This window comes from Larkinella insperata (genome assembly GCF_026248825.1).
Classification (GTDB): Bacteria; Bacteroidota; Bacteroidia; order Cytophagales; family Spirosomataceae; genus Larkinella; species Larkinella insperata.
In genome coordinates this window covers 3,893,290-3,910,598 of the sequence record NZ_CP110973.1, presented here as the reverse complement: position 1 = coordinate 3,910,598, position 17,309 = coordinate 3,893,290, and the positions used below count along the sequence as shown (strand labels likewise).

The following is a 17,309-nucleotide window of genomic DNA, read 5'->3' as shown; positions in this document are numbered from 1 at the left end:
AGTTTGCAAAATAAAGTCAATCAAATCACCGTATTATCATATTCTATTCATTCCTAATTTTGTGATTGGGGTCAGAACTCTTTCATCTAATTTGAAGAAGGTTAGCCACCAGCTGCCGATGATCGTTTAGAATCTTGTAGTTTCGTAGCCGAAATGATGAGTGTACATCCCTTTTATTCCGTTAAAATTTTATTCCGCATGAAGACGTATTTACGCGTAGTGGCAAAGTTTCTGGTCGTCGGTTGTGTCGCGGTGAGCGCCTGTCAGAGCCTGGAAGGACCGGCGGGGCCGCAGGGACCAGCAGGGCCAACAGGCCCAGCGGGAGCAGCCGGACCGAAAGGAGACAAAGGAGATCCGGGGGCAAAAGGCGCCGACGGCACGGCTAACGTGCAGCAAATCAATTTCTCAGGCCGCAGCCACGAAGGATTAACGGATTTGCTCCTGCCCCTGCCCCAGGCCATCAACCGGGATGTGGTGGAAAAGAGTGCGTTCTACGTTTACGTGAAACAGTCGGTGCCGAAGGGCAACGGCGAAGAAGATTCTTTCTGGTTTTCAATTCCGGGCGAAACCCTGAAGGGAAACGCCTATACGCATTTTGTATTTCCCGGCAACAACCAGACACTGGCCGGAATATTTCTGCGCCGAACGGTTAACTTTCAGACGGGTAATGAATATTTCGAAGCCATCCGCGTGGTGGTCGTCACGGCTAACGCGGTCAGCAACGGCCGTCGGGCGGCTATTGATTACAGCGATTACGAAGCCGTTCGGAAGGCGTACGGTTTGCCGGAGTGAGGAAGTTAAAGCTGGTTTACCCGTATATTAATCAGTTGATTCATTCAAACTTATTAAGAAAATCAGCTGATTACTAAGGATTCATCTTTAAAGACGGCCCGGAAGTTTTCCTTAAGAACTGTCGAATTATTCTCTAACTTTTCCTGCTGATCCATCCAATCGATAAGCTGAGGAATGACCGCAGTTTGGACCATCGTCTGAATTTGCGGCTTCAGGGAAACAGGCACGGCTTCTACTTCAATGTAGAAGCGGGGGTAATGGACCCGTTGATTAGGAAACCAGTATTCTCCTGTGACCAGCGTCCATTCGGTCTGTTCTGTATGTGGACTTCTATAAACCAGACGGATGCTGGTAATTAATTTACGAGCCGCTACAGCGTCCTGTAACCAAGAGGTTTTGAGAACATAGCTGTAACCCTGCCGTACTTTCGGCTTGTCGATAATAAATTCCATACTGGACTTATCATAAAGACATTGCAAATCTAAATTTACGGAAAATCACTCCCGCTTCGCCAGCAGATCGTCGGGCAACAGGGGCAGGTAGGGTGCCAGCGGTTCGGTGGAGGTAAAAGCCGACAGACGAAGGAGCTTGTTGCCTACGGCGTCGTATTGTAGCTCAACGTAAAATAAATCCAGGGCGTAAAGCAGAAAAATAGAGGCATCCTCGTAACGATTAGCCAGCACCGATCCGCGAAACCAGAGTTGTTCCTGTTGGTGGTTGAGCGGCAGGGTCAGAAAATCTTCGAGCTTCATGGGGTTGATTACACTTTCAGCTAAATATCTGTATTTTTCCGGCCTGTTCAAGCATTTTTGACAAATTCATTTTTCCTAAACCCGTTCGTATGTTTCGCAAATCTCGTTACGCAGCCGCTGTCGGCTTTCTGCTTCTGGCGGTGCAGACGTGGGCGGATGTCCGCTTACCGAAAGTTTTTGGTTCCCACATGGTCTTGCAGCGCCGGAAAGCCGTGCCGGTCTGGGGCTGGTCCGACCCCGGTGAAAAGGTAACTGTCCAATTCAACAACCAGACCAAAACCGTAAAATCAGACAAGTCGGGCAAATGGGTGGTTCGGCTGGAGCCGCTCGAAGCCGGCGGGCCGTTCACCATGACGGTGCGCGGCAAGAAAAATACCGTCACCTTCGACGACGTGCTGGTGGGCGAAGTCTGGGTCTGCTCGGGTCAGTCGAACATGGAGTGGTCGGTCAACTCCTCCGCCAATGCCGCCCAGGAAATCCAGCAGGCCAATTATCCACTGATCCGCCATTTTAAAGTGCCGCACGACCTGAGCTTAACGCCCAAAGACGATATTCTGGGCGGTGAATGGCAAGCCTGTACCCCCGAAAATGCCGGTAATTTCACCGCAGTGGGGTATTTCTTCGCGCGGGAATTGCAGAAAGAACTGCAGAATGTACCGATCGGTCTGCTCAATACCTCCTGGGGCGGCACACAGTCGGAGTCGTGGACGAGCCGGGAAGCCATGGAAAGTTTCGACGAATTCAAGCCCGCGCTGGCGGCTATGCCGAAAAGCCTCGACGATATTACCAACCAGCGGATGGAGGAATTGCGGGCTCAGATTACGAAACTACAGGGCGGCTTGCCCACCGCAACCGAAATCAAGCAGTGGACGTCGGCCGATCTGAACGACAGCAACTGGCAGACCCTCCGCCTGCCCGACCTGTTCGACCGGAAAGCCGTCCCCAATTTCGACGGCGTTGTCTGGTTTCGGCGGGACATTACGGTACCTGACGATTTGGCCGGAAAAGAAATGAAGCTGAGTATGGGCCCGATTGACGATGCCGACGAAACCTACGTCAACGGCGTCAAAGTAGGTTCAACTGGGGTGCACAGCACCGAACGGCATTACACCATTCCCGCCGGAACGCTGAAACCGGGCCGCAACGTGATCGCGGTTCGCGTGGAAGACACCGGGGGCGGGGGCGGCTTCATGGCCAGAGACAATCAGTTTCAAATGACGGGCAACGGCAAAATCCTCTCGCTGGCCGGCGACTGGAAGTTTCGGGTGGCCGATTACAACCGGACATTCGCCCTGACCAACCCCAACCTGACGGGCACCATTCTGTACAATTCCATGATTAACCCGTTGATTCCCTATGCCATGCAGGGCGTCATCTGGTACCAGGGCGAAACCAACGCGGGCCGGGCGTATCAATACCGCAAGGCGTTCCCGCTCATGATCAGCGACTGGCGGAAACGCTGGGGCCAGGGCGATTTTCCGTTCCTGTTTGTTCAGTTAGCCAGTTTCAACGCGGCCAACGGCAACAGTGCCAACGGCAGCACCTGGGCCGAACTCCGCGAAGCCCAGACGCAGACGCTCGCCCTGCCCAATACCGGTATGGCCGTCACCTCCGACATTGGTGAAGCCGGGGATATTCACCCGAAAAATAAACAGGATGTGGGCAAACGGCTGGCCGTGAACGCGCTAAAAACCGTTTACGGGCTGGACCGCGTGTCTTCCGGGCCGGTTTTTAAGTCCATGGAAATCAACGGAAACAAAGCCATGCTGACCTTCGACCACGTGGGGGGCGGGTTACAGACAACCGATAAATACGGGTATTTGAAAGGCTTTGAAGTGGCCGGAGCCGACCATAAATTTTACTGGGCCAAAGCCGAGATTCAGGGCGATAAAGTGGTGGTGTACGCCAACGAGGTGGCCACGCCCGTGTCGGTGCACTACGGCTGGGCAGACGATAACGGCGAAGTCAATCTGTACAATAAAGAAGGGTTGCCGGCAGTTCCGTTCCGGACCGACACCTGGAAAGGCATCACCGAGGCCGCAACGTTTAAATAAAAAGACCGGGGAATGCTCCAGTCCGTGAGCGTTCCCCGGTTTTTCTTATTGCTTTTTAGCTTCTTGTTTTCGCATCGGCATGCTGTCAATGAGGCCAAACAGCTCGGCGGTTTCGATCGGCTTTTTGAAAACGTGCTTCACCCCGCCGTCTTTGCCGATCAGCCAGCCCTGAAAATTCTCAGAAGGAATCAGTCCGAACGGTTGCTGCATGAGAAACTGCCGGTCGGGTTCTGGCAGATCGTAGCTTATCAGCACAATCACATCCAGATCGCGTTCCGCCAACTGATCTCTTTCGGCGTGCAGGGTTTCCTGCTGTTCAATCAATAGGTGCTGGGCATCCTCGCGGCCATACAAGACCAGCACACGACGTTGGTCCTGTTTTTCCTCCAGAATGGCTTTCAGCGATTTTTTTAGCGTTCCGTTACTTTCCATTGCTCCAAAAAGGGTTATACTCATCAGTATACCCATCAACCAGCCCGTGCCCATAGTGTTTAAAAAAGAAGTGTAAGAATACGAATCTCAAGCCCTTACGCTTCTTTCTATAACCCAGATTATTCGAAGAGGTTTTCGGAACGCTCCAGCAGCAGAATAGCCGACTGGGGAACAATGAGGTACTTTTCGCCCTCGTACTCAAGTTCAACCGCATTCCGTTGCAGATAAATGGCCAGATCGCCCTCCTGCGCCTGCAACGGCATGTATTTTACTTTTTCTTCGGTCTCCTTCCACGGCTCGTCTTCCGCGGGGGTCGGAATCGGGTACCCCGGTCCTACCTTGATGACATAGCCGCTCTGCACCTGTTCTTTTTCGTGGACGGTTGGCGGTAAATACAGCCCGCTGTTCGTGCGATCACTCGGATTTTTGGGTTTGACCAGCACCCGGTCGCCCACCACAATTAACCTTCTCAATCGGTTATCTGCCGTTATTTCCATGTTTGTCAATCAGTCATCAGTTTCATGCCCGTCGGATCGGGTAGGCACGCCCCAACAAGAATCAGGCAATCCCCGCGGTTTGCGCATCGATCCGACAAATTGTCAGCCTCCTGCTGGAACGGTTGCCGCCGTCAGGGTACGGGATCGTAGCCGCTCCCGCCCCACGGGTGGCAGCGGGAAATTCGCTTCAAGCCCAACTTGCCGCCCTCCACCGGCCCGTATTTCTGAATCGCTTCAATCATGTACTGCGAACAGGTCGGTGTGTACCGGCACGCGTTGGGCAGGTAGGGCGAAATTGCTCCCTGGTACAACCGGACAAATCCTATCAAGACGGTTTTCATAAGCGGTAACCACTCCTTCGTTAAATCTTTTCTATCTTTGCTTTCCGTGCCGGCCCGGATGGTAGGCAGTCGGTTCGTTTGGTCGAATTCAAACCCTGAGCCGCCAATGCGGGTCTATTCTTTAACACGTCACTAAATCGGATGCTCTCCTACATCATCTGGGATGTTAATCCCGAATTATTTTCCATCGGTTCCTTTTCCGTTCGCTGGTATGGTCTGCTGTTCGCACTCGGCTTTCTGCTGGGCCAGCAAATCATGCTTTACATTTTCAAACGCGAAGGAAAACCCGTCAGCGACATCGACGCCCTGACCATCTACATGGTCGTTGCGACCGTACTGGGAGCACGAATCGGGCATTTCCTTTTTTACGAACCCGAAGTTCTGTTCAGAAACCCACTGGAGGTAATCCTGCCGCCCTACCGCGGGCTGGCCAGCCACGGGGCCACGGTCGGTATTCTAACCGGTTTATGGCTTTATTCCCGCCGGAAATCCAGTGTTGCCACGAACCAGACGTTTCTCTGGATTACCGACCGCATCGTCATTGCCGTTGCGCTGGGCGGCTGTTTCATTCGACTGGGCAATCTGATGAACTCCGAAATCGTGGGCCGTCCAACGGATGTTCCCTGGGCCTTCGTTTTTGTTAACAACACAGAGTACCTACAGATTCCCCGTCATCCGGCGCAGTTGTACGAAGCCCTGTCGTGCCTGGTGATCTGCCTGTTTTTGTTCTGGTTCTGGAGCCGTTACCGGGAGAACACACCACGCGGCAGCCTGCTTGGCATCTTCCTGATTGGCGTCTTCGGTCTGCGGTTTTTCTATGAATTCCTGAAGGAAAACCAGGTGGAGTTTGAAAATTCGCTCGCGCTGAACATGGGACAGATTCTGAGCATTCCGGCGGTACTGGCAGGTGTCTACCTGCTGGTCAGCAGCTTCCGGCGAAAACCAACCATCCTGAACTCCGGGAAGGTTCAGTAATCAACCGAATACCGTCACTGGAAAAGCCAAAATCCGTTACTGAACAGGTTTTGGCTTTTTTATTTTCCGTCTTTCGGATGGAGCACCGTGGAGACAGAAAAGGGAAAACCGTGCGGTTCTCGCTACGCAAGCCGTTTCTGCGGTTTGAAAAACAAGTTCCAGAGAAAAACCAGGAACAGGATCCAGAAAAACACCGGAGCAACGTAGTCCAATTTATTGCCGGAATACCTGGCCGACATGGAATCGTCCAGCGACTCGTCGTACAACACCGTCAGCCGATCGTTGGGCTTCAGGGTTTCGTATTCGTCTTCGGTAATCGGGATGGTTCGTTTGCCTTTTTCAAAACGACAGGTTGCATTGTACCGGTAACTCTTCAATACGGAACGGCGATTGCTTCGGCCAATCCGCTGGCGGTCTGTTTCCAGAACCGTAACCTCCAGCGGGCGGCCATTTGTTTTAATGCGCTGGTAATACCGGTGATAGGCGATTGCATCGTAGGTAAAAAACACGGCCACGGCGCCCAGCACGACCACCAGCACCAGCCGGGCGATGGTCCGCAGGAAGGTCAGGCCGGGAAACAGGGAAACCACCAGCCCGCTCGCCAAAAAAAACAGGAAGGTGGCCAGCACCAGAACCCCGCCCAGCAGTTTATACTCCGTGCTAAAATCATTTACCAAACTCCACCGAACCAGCCGCGACACCGTTCGGTCGGGCTTTCGTTCGCCGTGCGGCTGGCGGAATGCGTCCCGACCCGGATGGTAAAGAAGCTGAACCCGGTCTCCGGCACCGACCCAGACAGAGTCCATCACGTAGCGGGTTTGGTAGGTTTTCTGTTGATACGGGAACGTAATGTAACTGGTGTTGCTGAACGCATCCCGCCAGGAACGCTGCGCCAGATCAACGTCCGCAACCTGCACTTGGACAAACTGGCCTTCCTTCAAAAAAAGATTCTGCAGTTTCTCTTCCTGGTAGAAATACGCCAACAACCACGTGGCCCCCGCCAACAGGGCAATTAAAATTACGGAAACAAGCCGACTATACAGACGCCCTAAAAAATGGAACAGGTCTTGCAGCATCGCCTACAACGGTTAATGGATAGCCTGCTAAAAATAAAGAAGTTAGCAAATACCATCCGCAATTTCCGGGAGTTAACTTGATGTTTATGGACGAGTTTTGTGTGAACGGTTGACGCGCTGCCGGTTCAAAAAGCCATTCGGAATCCGAACAGAGTTCCGTCAGCATTTGAAATCCGGCAAAGCGAAAGCTATCTTTGCCAAACTTTTCCTCCTCATTCGCGCCATGCAACAACTCAGCGTCCGACACCTGCTGGGCATTAAGAACCTGACCGAGAACGACATTCAATTAATTCTGGAAACGGCTCGCGAGTTCAAAGACGTCATTAACCGACCGATCAAAAAAGTACCGTCGCTGCGCGACATTACCATTGCCAACGTTTTTTTCGAAAATTCGACCCGCACCCGGCTTTCGTTTGAGCTGGCCGAAAAACGGCTATCGGCCGATGTGGTCAACTTCTCGGCTTCGGGCAGTTCCGTGAAAAAGGGCGAAACCCTGCTGGACACCGTCAACAACATTCTGGCAATGAAGGTCGACATGATCGTCATGCGCCACGCCAGCCCCGGGGCTCCGCATTACCTTTCGGACCGCATTAGGGCCAACGTCGTCAACGCGGGCGACGGCACCCACGAACACCCCACGCAGGCCCTGCTGGATTCGTTTTCCATTCAAGATAAACTGGGTGCAGTAGCGGGCAAACGCGTGGCCATCATTGGCGATATTCTGCACTCGCGCGTGGCCCTGTCAAATATTTTCTGCCTGCAAAAACAAGGCGCCGAAGTCATGGTTTGCGGCCCCACAACGCTGATTCCCAAGCATATCAACGAACTGGGCGTTAAAGTCAGTCACAATGTGCGCGAAGCCCTCAACTGGTGTGATGTGGCCAACGTGCTGCGGATTCAACTGGAGCGGCAGCAGATCAAGTATTTCCCGTCGCTGCGGGAATATTCGCTCTATTACGGGATTACCAAAAAAATGCTGGACGAACTGGACCGGCCCATCGTGTTGATGCACCCGGGTCCGATCAACCGGGGCGTCGAGCTGACCTCCGACGCGGCCGATTCGCATCATTCCATCATTCTCGACCAGGTCGAGAATGGGGTGGCCGTTCGGATGGCGGTTTTGTATCTGCTGGCCCAGCTCTAACGAACCCGCGAACCAGTGGTTCGCGGATCCTTTTTTCCTGAACCCTTCAAGCTTGTTGCAATGAAAAAACGATTACGCGCGCTCGTTTATTCCGTCTTCTTTGCCCTTCCGTTTACGCTTTCCGCCCAGCCCGCTCAAACCTTTATTACCGCCAAATCGCCCGCCGAAGCCGGGTTTTCGGCCGAGCGGCTAAAGCGGCTGGATGAGTATCTCCAACGTTTTGTCGACCAGGGAATGGCCCCCAACGCCGTGACGTTCGTAGCCCGCAACGGGAAAATCGTTCATTACAAAGCGTTTGGTTACAGCAACCTGGAAAAGAAAACTCCGCTCAAACGCGACGACATCTACCGCATTGCCTCCCAATCGAAAGCCGTGGTGTCGGTGGCGCTCATGACGCTGTACGAAGAAGAAAAGTTTTTGCTCGACGATCCGATTTCCAAGTACATTCCGGCGTTCAAAAACCCGAAAGTGCTCGTCAGCGTCGACAAAGAGAAAGGCACTTACGAAACCCGTCCGGCCAAACGCGATGTTACCATTCGGCACCTGCTGAGCCACAATGCCGGGATTCCCTACGAACACCCGCTCGACCAGCGCCCGGAATTTAAGGTACCGTTTTTCAATTCGCTGCAACCCGACAAACTGGAAGATGTCGTCAACCGGATTGCCGCCCGTCCGCTGACCAAAGACCCCGGCGAAGCATTTGTGTACGGCCTGAATACGGATATCATCGGCCGACTGGTCGAAATTCTGGCCGGCAAACCGTTGGATGTGGCCCTTCGCGAGCGCGTCCTCGACCCCATCGGCATGAACGACACTTACTTTTACCTGCCGGCCAACAAAGCCAGCCGACTGGTGGAGCTGTATTCCAAAAGCAGCGCCGAAAAGCCGTTGACGCTCCACGAGAACAACGCTTACCGCCAGTTTACGGTGGAAGGCGCCAAAACCTATTTCTCGGGCGGCGCCGGGCTGGTCAGCACCGTGGAAGATTACGCCAAGTTCTGCCAGATGATGCTCAACGGCGGCACATTCAACAACAAACGGATTCTGGGTCGGAAAATCGTGGACATGATGCTTAGAAATCAGATCGGCGACGCAACTACGAGCTCGTACAAAGACAAATTCGGCCTTGGTTTTCAGATCGTCACCGAAGAAAGCAGTTACGGCAACGAAGTCAGTCCGGGCTCCTTTTCATGGGGCGGCATGTACTGCTCGGAATACACCATCGACCCGCAGGAGAACCTGGTTCTGCTGATTTTCACAAATGTGCAACCCTACGTTCACTCCGCTGAATTCCGCCGGAAGTTTCGCATTGCGGTGTATCAGGCGCTCGAGTGATCGCACCGGCGACTGCAACCCGCCGGTTTCTCCGACAAACGCACCAGGCCGACCGGTCAAACGGTATTGCTTTTCTATCCGAGCGAATTTGCCTAGCTTTAACGCTCACCTTCTAACAACAAATTTCAGGTATGAACCCAACCAAAACGGCCCTGGTCCTGATCGAGTACCAGAACGACTTCACCTCCGAGGGCGGCACGCTGCACAACGCCGTCAAGGGAGTAATGGACTCCACGAACATGCTGGAAAACACCAGGGATGTGGTAAAAAAAGCCCGCGAAGCCGGAGCCACCATTATTCATTCGCCGATCAGCTTTCACGACGGTTACTACGAAATTACGGCGCATCCGTACGGTATTCTGAAAGGCGTTGTCGACAGCCAGTCGTTTCGGAAAGGCACCTGGGGCGTCGAGATTATTGACGACCTGAAACCGGAGTCGGGCGACATTGTGCTTGAGGGGAAACGCGGTCTGGATGCCTTCGCCAGCACCAACCTCGACTTTATTCTCCGCAGTAAAGGCATCGAAACTATCGCCCTGGGCGGTTTTTTGACCAACTGCTGCGTGGAATCGACCATGCGCTCGGGCTACGAAAAAGGCTTCGAGGTCATTACACTGACCGATTGCACGGCTACGCTGAGCGAAGAGGAACAGCAGTTTGCCTGCGCCAAGAACTTTCCGATGTTTTCCAAACCCATGACCCACGATCAGTTTGTGGAAGAACTTTCGGGGGAAACGGTCTCGGACGTTGCCGGTCGCGGCTATTCCGCTTGAAAAAGATACACTCATCAACCACCCGGCCAACACCGGGTGGTTGATGAAACCGGGCCGTTAAACCACTGCGATGGCTGACTGCTTGGGTCTAAATTTTGGGGTAGCCCAAAGCCCACCCGCGGATCTGCCCCTGGACCAGATAGATGGTCATTTTTACCACCTGACCAAACGTGGCCCCGCAAATCTCCAAAATCGTTTGAATGTTCTTCAGAACCGGCTCGGTTTGAGCCGCTAAGTCGCCTTTCCCGATTACCCCGTTTTACTCGTTGACGGCGTTCTGCCCGCCGATGTCAACGGTTTTCCGCTGCCTTCTGCAACGATGGCCAGCGAAAAACCCGGACTGCTCATCATACCGTCCGGGTTTACGCGCTGAATTGTACTCATCAGGTTCACTGGCTTTACGTAGAGTAAACGCGTTTCGCTTAAGGAGTTACGCGGATTCTACGTGCTCTTAATTTATAAAATTTTCAATTCATATAGATATTATCGATATCCGATAGATAGACTCCTTCTATAATCCATAAAAACAATTGATTTTTTCTATAATTACCTTCTCTCTACCTTGCAGCGCCAATTTAAAACGACTCACATCATGAGCAACGAAACAAGAAAGTTGACCACTGCTTCCGGTCGCCCTTACTTCGAAAACGAAAATACCCAATCGGCTGGTCCGCGGGGTCCGCTGTTGTTGCAGGACTACATTCTGCACGAAAAAATGGCGCACTTTAACCGCGAGCGAATCCCGGAGCGGGTTGTTCACGCGAAAGGCTCCGGTGCTTTCGGAACGTTTACCATTACACACGATATTACAAAATATACCAAAGCGAAACTGTTCAGTAAAGTTGGTAACCAATGCCAGGTCCTGCTCCGGTTTTCGACCGTTGGCGGAGAAAAAGGTTCGGCGGATACCGAACGCGATCCGCGCGGGTTTGCCGTGAAGTTCTACACCGAAGACGGTAACTGGGATCTGGTTGGGAACAACACGCCTATTTTCTTTGTCAAAGACCCCAAAAAGTTCAGCGATTTCATTCACACGCAGAAGCGCGATCCGCGCACAAACTGCAAATCGGCCACGATGATCTGGGATTTCTGGTCGTTGAACCCCGAAAGTCTGCACCAGGTCCTGTTTCTGATGAGCGACCGTGGAACACCGTTTGGATACCGGCATTTGAACGGCTACGGCAGCCATACGTTCAGCCTGATCAACGCGGAAAACGAGCGGGTTTACGTTAAATTCCACTTCAAGACGCAGCAGGGCATCAAAAACTTCACCAACGAAGAGGCCGGTGACATGCGCGGCAAAGACCCCGACCACGCCCAGCGCGATCTGGTGGAAGCCATCGACCGGGGCGATTTCCCCCGTTGGGCACTGAAAATTCAGGTGATGACCGAACAACAGGCCCGCGAGTTCCGCTTCAACCCGTTCGACCTGACCAAAATCTGGCCCCATGCCGACTACCCGCTGGTTGACGTTGGCGTACTCGAACTGAACGAAGTGCCGAACAACTACTTTGCCCAGGTAGAACAGGCGGCATTTGCCCCGGCCCACATCGTCGACGGCATTGGCTACTCGCCCGACAAAATGCTGCAGGGACGGCTGCTCTCCTACCCCGACGCCCACCGCTACCGGCTGGGAGCCAACTACGAGCAGATTCCGGTCAACCGCTGCCCATTTGCGGTTAACAATTACCAACGCGACGGTGCCATGCGCGTAGACGGCAACGGCGGCAGTTCACCCAACTACTGGCCGAATTCGTTCGACAACATCGTGGCCGATTCTTCCTACAAAGAACCTGGCCTGACGCTGGAATCGACGCTGGCCGACTGGTACGACCGCAACGCGCCGGGTGAAGACGATCACTACACGCAGCCGGGCTGGTTCTACACGAAGGCGCTGAACGATACGGACCGGGTGAACCTGGTACACAACATCGTAGCCAGCATGAAAGGCATTGAAGGGCCGAAGAAAGACGAGATCATCAACCGGCAGTTGTGCCACTTCTTCCGGGCAAACATCCAGTTGGGGCTCGCCATCGCGCAGGGTCTAGGCACAGACATTACGGCCTTTATGCCGGGTATGCCGATTCAGGCTACAAAGGCTTAATTTCAAATACGTTTGACGTACAAAACCACGGCTAGACCCTGCCGTGGTTTTTTGTATTTTTTCCGTAACTTACTCGTCGTTAAACAGCTACATTTCTATGAAAAAGCTATCCTTCCTCGTCATCTTTTTTGCCGTTTTCTCGTCAGCCGTGGCGCAGATGCCCGCGGTCATTGACCGGCAACTCTTTTTTGGCGATCCGGAAATTACGGGAGCCCAGCTTTCGCCCGACGGGACGTATATGTCTTTTATCAAACCCTACAAAGGAACCCGTAACATCTGGGTGAAAAAGCGGGAAGAACCGTTTGAAGCCGCCAAACCGATGACGGCCGATACGACGCGCCCCATCCGCGGCTATTTTTGGTCGCGGGACGGCAAATACCTTCTTTTTTCGCAGGATAAGGGGGGCGATGAAAACTTCAACGTTTACGCCGTCAATCCCGCGGAATCGCTGAAAGCCGGTCAGGATGTGCCGACAGCCCGCGACCTGACCAATCTGAAGGGCGTCCGGGTGTACATTTACAACGTTCCGAAAACCGACCCCAACATTTTGTACGTGGGCCTGAACGACCGCGAAAAAGCCTGGCACGACCTCTATAAACTCAACATTGCCACCGGCGAGAAAGAACTTCTACGCAAAAACACCGACCAAATTACGGGCTGGGTTTTCGATTGGGCGGATAAGCCCCGGCTAGCCACCCGCACGGCCGAAGATGGAAGCAACGAGATTCTGCGGGTGGATGAAACTGGCCTGACCAAAATTTACAGCTCGGCCACAACGGAAACCAGCTATCCAATCGCCTTCACCAAAGACAACAAGAAGATTTACCTGGCCACCGACAAGGGAAACCGCAATCTGCAACAACTCCTCCTGCTGGACCCCGTGACCATGAAGGAACGCTTTGTGGAAGAAGATCCGCTCAAGCGGGTTGATTTCGGCGGACTTTCCCTTTCGGACGTCACGCACGAACCGATTTACACGACCTACGAGGATGAACGGATGCGCCGGTACTGGAAAGACAAGTCGTTTGAAAAAGATTACAAGGAAGTCATCGATCAGAAGCTGCCCGGCATAGATGTTTACTTTGGTTCTTCAACAGCCGACGAGCGGTTCTGGCTGCTATCCGCCACGAGCGACACCGACCCGGGAGCCACCTTTTTGTTTGACCGTAAAACCAAGGAGCTGACCTTCCAGTACCGGCCCCGGCCGAAGCTGCCCATCAGTTCCCTGTCGCTCATGAAACCCATTCGTTACCGGTCGTCCGATGGTCTGGAGATTCCGGCGTATCTGACCTTGCCCAAAGGAATGGACCCGGAGAAACTGCCGTTGGTTGTGGTACCCCACGGCGGTCCCTGGGGTCGGGATTACTGGGGTTATAACTCTTACCACCAGTTTCTGGCCAATCGCGGGTACGCCGTGTTGTCGATGAATTTCCGGGCTTCAACCGGCTACGGCAAACAATTCCTGAACGCGGGCAACAAGGAGTGGGGGCAGAAAATGCAGGATGACATCACGTGGGGGGTGAAATACCTGGTTGAGCAGGGGATTGCCGACCCGAAACGAGTCGGAATCATGGGCGGTTCGTACGGCGGTTACGCCACGCTGGCCGGCGTTGCTTTTACGCCCGATGTGTACGCAGCCGGTGTGGCAATCGTGGCGCCGTCCAACCTGATTACCTTGCTAAACACCATTCCCCCTTACTGGGCCTCCGTCCGGAAAACGTTCCACGAACGGATGGGCGACCCGAATACGCCCGAAGGCAAGGCCCAACTAATGAAACAATCCCCGCTGAATTCGGCGGATAAGATCAAAACGCCCCTGATGGTGGTACAGGGCGCCAATGATCCCCGCGTCAACAAAGCCGAATCCGATCAGATTGTCATTGCCCTGCGCGAGCGGAACTACCCGGTCGAATACATCTGCGCTCCCGACGAAGGCCACGGCTTCCAGCGACCCGTTAACAACATGGCCATGCTGGCAGCCGCCGAAAAATTCCTGGCCAAACACCTCGGCGGACGCTACCAGGAATCCATGCCGGAAAACGTCGCCAAGCGGCTGAAAGAGATTACCGTGGATGTTAAAACCGTGCAGTTGGCGGAGAAAAAGTAAAAAAAGACGGTATAGATTGTAAACGAAAGCCCCGCCGGTACGGGGCTTTCGTTTTGTGGTGCAAACCCGCACAACCCGTGCGAAACCGCACACATTCACCTTTTGCCCTTACATGTAACACTCTGTCTTACTGACTATTAACTACTGGCATGGCGTTTGAAACTCCATTGGTACAGAACAACAAGCTAATGGACAGAGAACTCGCTCCCGAAATCGTTAGACGAAGCCGCACCAAAACCTACACCATCGCACTGGTAGGACTGTTAGGGGCAGCCATCGCGATCTTCCTCTTTCGGAATGTATTAAAAACCTCCGTCGAAGCCGACCGCATCCGGACGGCAACGGCGGAGGTTGGTCCCGTCGAAAACGCCCTCAACGCCACGGGGGAAGTCATTCCGGCCTACGAACAGATTATTACCAGTCCCATTCGCGCCAGCATCCGGCGGGTTTTGCTTACGCCCGGTACGCAGGTCCGCCCCGGCCAGGCCATTCTTGACCTCGACAAATCGCTGACCCTCATCGACTACGAAAAAATGCAGGATCAGTTGGCACTTAAACGCAACAGCATTGAACAGTTGCGAATGAAGCTAAACAAAAACCTGTTCGACGCCGAAGCCGACGATCAGATCAAGTCGCTCAACATCAACCGGCTGAAAGCCGAACTGGAAGATACCCGGCGATTGCAGAAAGTAGGCGGTCGGACGCAGGAAGACGTGACCCGCGCCGAAAACAACCTTCACATTGCCGAACTCGAAAAGAAAAAGCTCGAAAATGACCTCACCTACAACCGCCAGTCGATGAGCGCCAGCCTGAAGGAAACCACCTTACAGGCGCAGATTGAGGAAAAAAACCTGAAAGAACTGGATCACAAACTGACCCAGGCCAACATCATCGCCGACCGGCCCGGAGTGCTGACCTGGGTTAACGAAAACATTGGATCGGCGGTCAATGAAGGCGAAATGCTGGTCAAACTGGCCGATCTGGGCAGCTTCCGGGTTGAGGGCTCGTGTTCGGATGTGTACGCCGATCAGGTAAAAACGGGGTTGCCGGTAATCGTGAAAGTCAACGAAAGCAACCTGCGCGGCACCATTACGCAGGTAAAACCGTCGGTGAAAAACGGAGTGGTACAGTTCGTTGTGCAGCTCGACGACAACCGGCACTCATCGCTGCGGCCCAACATGAAAGTGGAGGTGTTTGTGGTGACAAACCGTACGGGCAAAGCCGTGCGGGTAGCCAACGGTCCGGCCTTCAAAGGCAAAAAGCGGCAGGTTATCTACGTACAGACCAAGCAGGGAGTGGCGGAGCGCCGGGAGGTGGAAACGGGCCTATCGAACTTCGATTTTGTCGAAATAAAGAAAGGCATCGAGCCGGGCGAAAAAGTGATCATTACCGACCTGAGCGAATACGAGCACTTGCAGGAAATTACCATCAACAACAGCACTCAGGAACTGAGATCCAATCAACCATGAAGACTGAAAAGCTACTCCTGCTGATTGGTTTGCTATCCCATTTCCTGCTCAAACCACTTCCCGCCGTTGCCCAACCGCAGCACGTGACGCTGGAAGACGTGGTGCAGATGGCAAAGGCCCAGTCAATTGCGGCTAAACAGGCGGCCACGCAGAAGCAAACCAACTACTGGCAATACCGCACGTTTTTGGCTGGCTTCCGGCCTCAACTGAGTCTGGACGGCTATCTGCCCAGCTTTGAGCGGTCATTTACCGAAGTTACGCAGCCGGACGGCACCATCAGCTTTCAGCCGATTTCCAACAACAACTCCGTGCTGAATCTGGCACTGAGCCAAAACATTGCGCTGACGGGCGGGTCGGTTTTCGTGCAGAAACAGCTCCAGCGGTTCGATGATTTTCAGCGCAACAACCGGCTCTATAACGGGATTCCGTTTGCCGTCGGGGTGCGGCAACCCCTGTTTCAGTTCAACGCCATGAAGTGGGACCGTAAGATTGAACCGCTGAAATTTGACGAAAGTAACCAGCAGTTCATCGAAGCGATGGAACAGGTAACCGTTGATGCTACGGGTTTATACTTCGAGCTGCTGGTGGCCCAGGTGAACCTGCAAATTGCCGAAAAAAACCTGAACAACACCGACACACTCTACAAGATTGCGCGGCACAAGCTGGAACTGGGCAAGATTTCGCAAAACGACCTGCTGCAACTGCAACTCAGCGTGCTGACGGCCCAGAAAGATTACGCGTCGGCCCGGCAAAATGCCGAAATTGCTTCCCTGCGGCTGCGGTCCTACATGGGATACCGCAATGAACAGACGCTCGAACTGGCCGTGCCGACCCAGATCGTGGAACTGACCATTGATGTCAAAAAGGCTCTCCAGGAAGCGTTTAGCAACCGGTCGGACGCCATTGCGTTCCGGCGCAAAATTCTGGAAGCGCAGCGCGATGTCGACAAAGCCCGTAAAGACAACGGCCTGAATGCGACGCTGAATGCATCGTTTGGCCTCTCGAACCGGGGCGCTCATCTGGGTGATGTGTACATCCGTCCGCAGGATCGGGAGTACTTCGAGATCCAGTTTGTGCTGCCCATCATGACCTGGGGGCGCGCCCAGGCCCGGACCGAAACCGCGAAGGCCAACCAGCAACTAGCCACCCAGTCGGTTGAGCAGGACAAGCTGACGTTTGAGCAGGCCATTTACACGCAGGTGACGCTGCTCCAGATGTTGCAGCAACAGGTGAAGCTGACCGCCGAGGCCGACCGCATCGGACAGGAACGGTATCAGATTGCCCAGAACCGGTTTATCCTGAGCGACCTGAGCGTAACAGACCTCGGTATTGCGATGCAGGAAAAGGACCGCGCCCGGCGCGACGCCATTCTGGCGCTGCGGGATTACTGGACGGCTTTCTACACCATCCGCCTGCTGACGCTGTACGATTTTGAACGAAACGAAAAGATAAAATAGC

At 53.7% G+C, this 17,309-nt stretch carries 18 protein-coding genes; 10 read left to right on the top strand and 8 right to left on the bottom strand.

Annotated elements, in window-relative coordinates:
* Positions 1-198: 198 nt before the first annotated feature.
* Positions 199-792, top strand: a complete 594-nt coding sequence (locus OQ371_RS15690; protein ID WP_265989048.1) for a collagen-like triple helix repeat-containing protein — start codon at positions 199-201, stop codon at positions 790-792.
* Between the two features lie 62 nt (positions 793-854).
* On the opposite strand, the gene OQ371_RS15685 is transcribed toward OQ371_RS15690, so the two are convergent.
* Both OQ371_RS15685 and OQ371_RS15680 read right to left on the bottom strand, forming a co-directional pair.
* Positions 855-1,244: a hypothetical protein gene (locus OQ371_RS15685; RefSeq protein ID WP_265989046.1), complete on the bottom strand. Its 390-nt coding sequence runs from the start codon at positions 1,242-1,244 to the stop codon at positions 855-857.
* Positions 1,245-1,289: 45 nt separating this feature from the next.
* Positions 1,290-1,544, bottom strand: a complete 255-nt coding sequence (locus OQ371_RS15680) for a hypothetical protein (protein ID WP_265989044.1) — start codon at positions 1,542-1,544, stop codon at positions 1,290-1,292.
* An 89-nt stretch (positions 1,545-1,633) separates the two neighbouring features.
* Here OQ371_RS15680 and OQ371_RS15675 point away from each other — a divergent pair, with 89 nt between their 5' ends.
* Positions 1,634-3,598, top strand: coding sequence for a sialate O-acetylesterase (locus OQ371_RS15675; protein WP_265989042.1), 1,965 nt, complete (start codon positions 1,634-1,636; stop codon positions 3,596-3,598).
* Between the two features lie 45 nt (positions 3,599-3,643).
* Here OQ371_RS15675 and OQ371_RS15670 read toward each other — a convergent pair whose 3' ends face one another.
* The 3 genes from OQ371_RS15670 to yidD form a co-directional block, all read right to left on the bottom strand.
* Positions 3,644-4,030 (bottom strand): DUF4174 domain-containing protein, encoded by a 387-nt coding sequence (locus OQ371_RS15670; protein ID WP_265989040.1) that lies wholly within the window; start codon positions 4,028-4,030, stop codon positions 3,644-3,646.
* A 119-nt stretch (positions 4,031-4,149) separates the two neighbouring features.
* Entirely contained in the window at positions 4,150-4,527 is a 378-nt protein-coding gene (locus OQ371_RS15665) for a co-chaperone GroES (protein WP_265989038.1), read from the bottom strand.
* Positions 4,528-4,658: 131 nt separating this feature from the next.
* Positions 4,659-4,868, bottom strand: a complete 210-nt coding sequence (yidD, locus tag OQ371_RS15660; RefSeq protein WP_265989036.1) for a membrane protein insertion efficiency factor YidD — start codon at positions 4,866-4,868, stop codon at positions 4,659-4,661.
* A gap of 141 nt (positions 4,869-5,009) precedes the next feature.
* On the opposite strand from yidD, the gene lgt reads away from it, so the two are divergent.
* Positions 5,010-5,843, top strand: a complete 834-nt coding sequence (lgt, locus tag OQ371_RS15655) for a prolipoprotein diacylglyceryl transferase (RefSeq protein WP_265989034.1) — start codon at positions 5,010-5,012, stop codon at positions 5,841-5,843.
* Between the two features lie 122 nt (positions 5,844-5,965).
* Here the strand turns inward: lgt and OQ371_RS15650 are convergent, their stop codons facing one another.
* A complete protein-coding gene (locus OQ371_RS15650) occupies positions 5,966-6,919 on the bottom strand; it encodes a hypothetical protein (RefSeq protein WP_265989032.1) in 954 nt (317 codons plus the stop codon).
* 223 nt (positions 6,920-7,142) lie between these two features.
* On the opposite strand from OQ371_RS15650, the gene OQ371_RS15645 reads away from it, so the two are divergent.
* The 3 genes from OQ371_RS15645 to OQ371_RS15635 all read left to right on the top strand — a co-directional run bounded on the left by OQ371_RS15645 (position 7,143) and on the right by OQ371_RS15635 (position 10,171).
* Complete coding sequence (locus OQ371_RS15645; protein WP_265989030.1) at positions 7,143-8,063, top strand: aspartate carbamoyltransferase catalytic subunit; 921 nt, start codon at positions 7,143-7,145, stop codon at positions 8,061-8,063.
* A gap of 60 nt (positions 8,064-8,123) precedes the next feature.
* Entirely contained in the window at positions 8,124-9,398 is a 1,275-nt protein-coding gene (locus tag OQ371_RS15640; protein WP_265989029.1) for a serine hydrolase domain-containing protein, read from the top strand.
* Between the two features lie 131 nt (positions 9,399-9,529).
* Entirely contained in the window at positions 9,530-10,171 is a 642-nt protein-coding gene (locus OQ371_RS15635; protein ID WP_265989027.1) for a cysteine hydrolase family protein, read from the top strand.
* 88 nt (positions 10,172-10,259) lie between these two features.
* Here the strand turns inward: OQ371_RS15635 and OQ371_RS26355 are convergent, their stop codons facing one another.
* The gene (locus OQ371_RS26355; RefSeq protein ID WP_374761453.1) at positions 10,260-10,373 is read right to left on the bottom strand and encodes a hypothetical protein; all 114 of its coding nucleotides are present in this window, start codon (positions 10,371-10,373) and stop codon (positions 10,260-10,262) included.
* A gap of 47 nt (positions 10,374-10,420) precedes the next feature.
* The gene (locus OQ371_RS15630) at positions 10,421-10,555 is read right to left on the bottom strand and encodes a hypothetical protein (RefSeq protein WP_265989026.1); all 135 of its coding nucleotides are present in this window, start codon (positions 10,553-10,555) and stop codon (positions 10,421-10,423) included.
* Between the two features lie 208 nt (positions 10,556-10,763).
* On the opposite strand from OQ371_RS15630, the gene OQ371_RS15625 reads away from it, so the two are divergent.
* The 4 genes from OQ371_RS15625 to OQ371_RS15610 all read left to right on the top strand — a co-directional run bounded on the left by OQ371_RS15625 (position 10,764) and on the right by OQ371_RS15610 (position 17,308).
* Complete coding sequence (locus OQ371_RS15625; protein WP_265989025.1) at positions 10,764-12,275, top strand: catalase; 1,512 nt, start codon at positions 10,764-10,766, stop codon at positions 12,273-12,275.
* 97 nt (positions 12,276-12,372) lie between these two features.
* Positions 12,373-14,382: a S9 family peptidase gene (locus OQ371_RS15620; RefSeq protein ID WP_265989023.1), complete on the top strand. Its 2,010-nt coding sequence runs from the start codon at positions 12,373-12,375 to the stop codon at positions 14,380-14,382.
* Between the two features lie 188 nt (positions 14,383-14,570).
* Positions 14,571-15,851, top strand: coding sequence for an efflux RND transporter periplasmic adaptor subunit (locus tag OQ371_RS15615; protein ID WP_265989021.1), 1,281 nt, complete (start codon positions 14,571-14,573; stop codon positions 15,849-15,851).
* Entirely contained in the window at positions 15,848-17,308 is a 1,461-nt protein-coding gene (locus OQ371_RS15610) for a TolC family protein (protein WP_265989020.1), read from the top strand. Before OQ371_RS15615 ends, OQ371_RS15610 begins: the two co-directional genes overlap by 4 nt.
* The last annotated feature ends 1 nt before the right edge of the window (position 17,309 follow it).

Bases quoted from the DNA above. Each gene is read 5' to 3' on its own strand.
- OQ371_RS15690 (WP_265989048.1), top strand. From the start codon at position 199: ATGAAGACGTATTTACGCGTAGTGGCAAAGTTTCTGGTCGTCGGTTGT.
- OQ371_RS15685 (WP_265989046.1), bottom strand. From the start codon at position 1,244: ATGGAATTTATTATCGACAAGCCGAAAGTACGGCAGGGTTACAGCTAT.
- OQ371_RS15680 (WP_265989044.1), bottom strand. From the start codon at position 1,544: ATGAAGCTCGAAGATTTTCTGACCCTGCCGCTCAACCACCAACAGGAA.
- OQ371_RS15675 (WP_265989042.1), top strand. From the start codon at position 1,634: ATGTTTCGCAAATCTCGTTACGCAGCCGCTGTCGGCTTTCTGCTTCTG.
- OQ371_RS15670 (WP_265989040.1), bottom strand. From the start codon at position 4,030: ATGGAAAGTAACGGAACGCTAAAAAAATCGCTGAAAGCCATTCTGGAG.
- OQ371_RS15665 (WP_265989038.1), bottom strand. From the start codon at position 4,527: ATGGAAATAACGGCAGATAACCGATTGAGAAGGTTAATTGTGGTGGGC.
- yidD (WP_265989036.1), bottom strand. From the start codon at position 4,868: ATGAAAACCGTCTTGATAGGATTTGTCCGGTTGTACCAGGGAGCAATT.
- lgt (WP_265989034.1), top strand. From the start codon at position 5,010: ATGCTCTCCTACATCATCTGGGATGTTAATCCCGAATTATTTTCCATC.
- OQ371_RS15650 (WP_265989032.1), bottom strand. From the start codon at position 6,919: ATGCTGCAAGACCTGTTCCATTTTTTAGGGCGTCTGTATAGTCGGCTT.
- OQ371_RS15645 (WP_265989030.1), top strand. From the start codon at position 7,143: ATGCAACAACTCAGCGTCCGACACCTGCTGGGCATTAAGAACCTGACC.
- OQ371_RS15640 (WP_265989029.1), top strand. From the start codon at position 8,124: ATGAAAAAACGATTACGCGCGCTCGTTTATTCCGTCTTCTTTGCCCTT.
- OQ371_RS15635 (WP_265989027.1), top strand. From the start codon at position 9,530: ATGAACCCAACCAAAACGGCCCTGGTCCTGATCGAGTACCAGAACGAC.
- OQ371_RS15630 (WP_265989026.1), bottom strand. From the start codon at position 10,555: ATGAGTACAATTCAGCGCGTAAACCCGGACGGTATGATGAGCAGTCCG.
- OQ371_RS15625 (WP_265989025.1), top strand. From the start codon at position 10,764: ATGAGCAACGAAACAAGAAAGTTGACCACTGCTTCCGGTCGCCCTTAC.
- OQ371_RS15620 (WP_265989023.1), top strand. From the start codon at position 12,373: ATGAAAAAGCTATCCTTCCTCGTCATCTTTTTTGCCGTTTTCTCGTCA.
- OQ371_RS15615 (WP_265989021.1), top strand. From the start codon at position 14,571: ATGGACAGAGAACTCGCTCCCGAAATCGTTAGACGAAGCCGCACCAAA.
- OQ371_RS15610 (WP_265989020.1), top strand. From the start codon at position 15,848: ATGAAGACTGAAAAGCTACTCCTGCTGATTGGTTTGCTATCCCATTTC.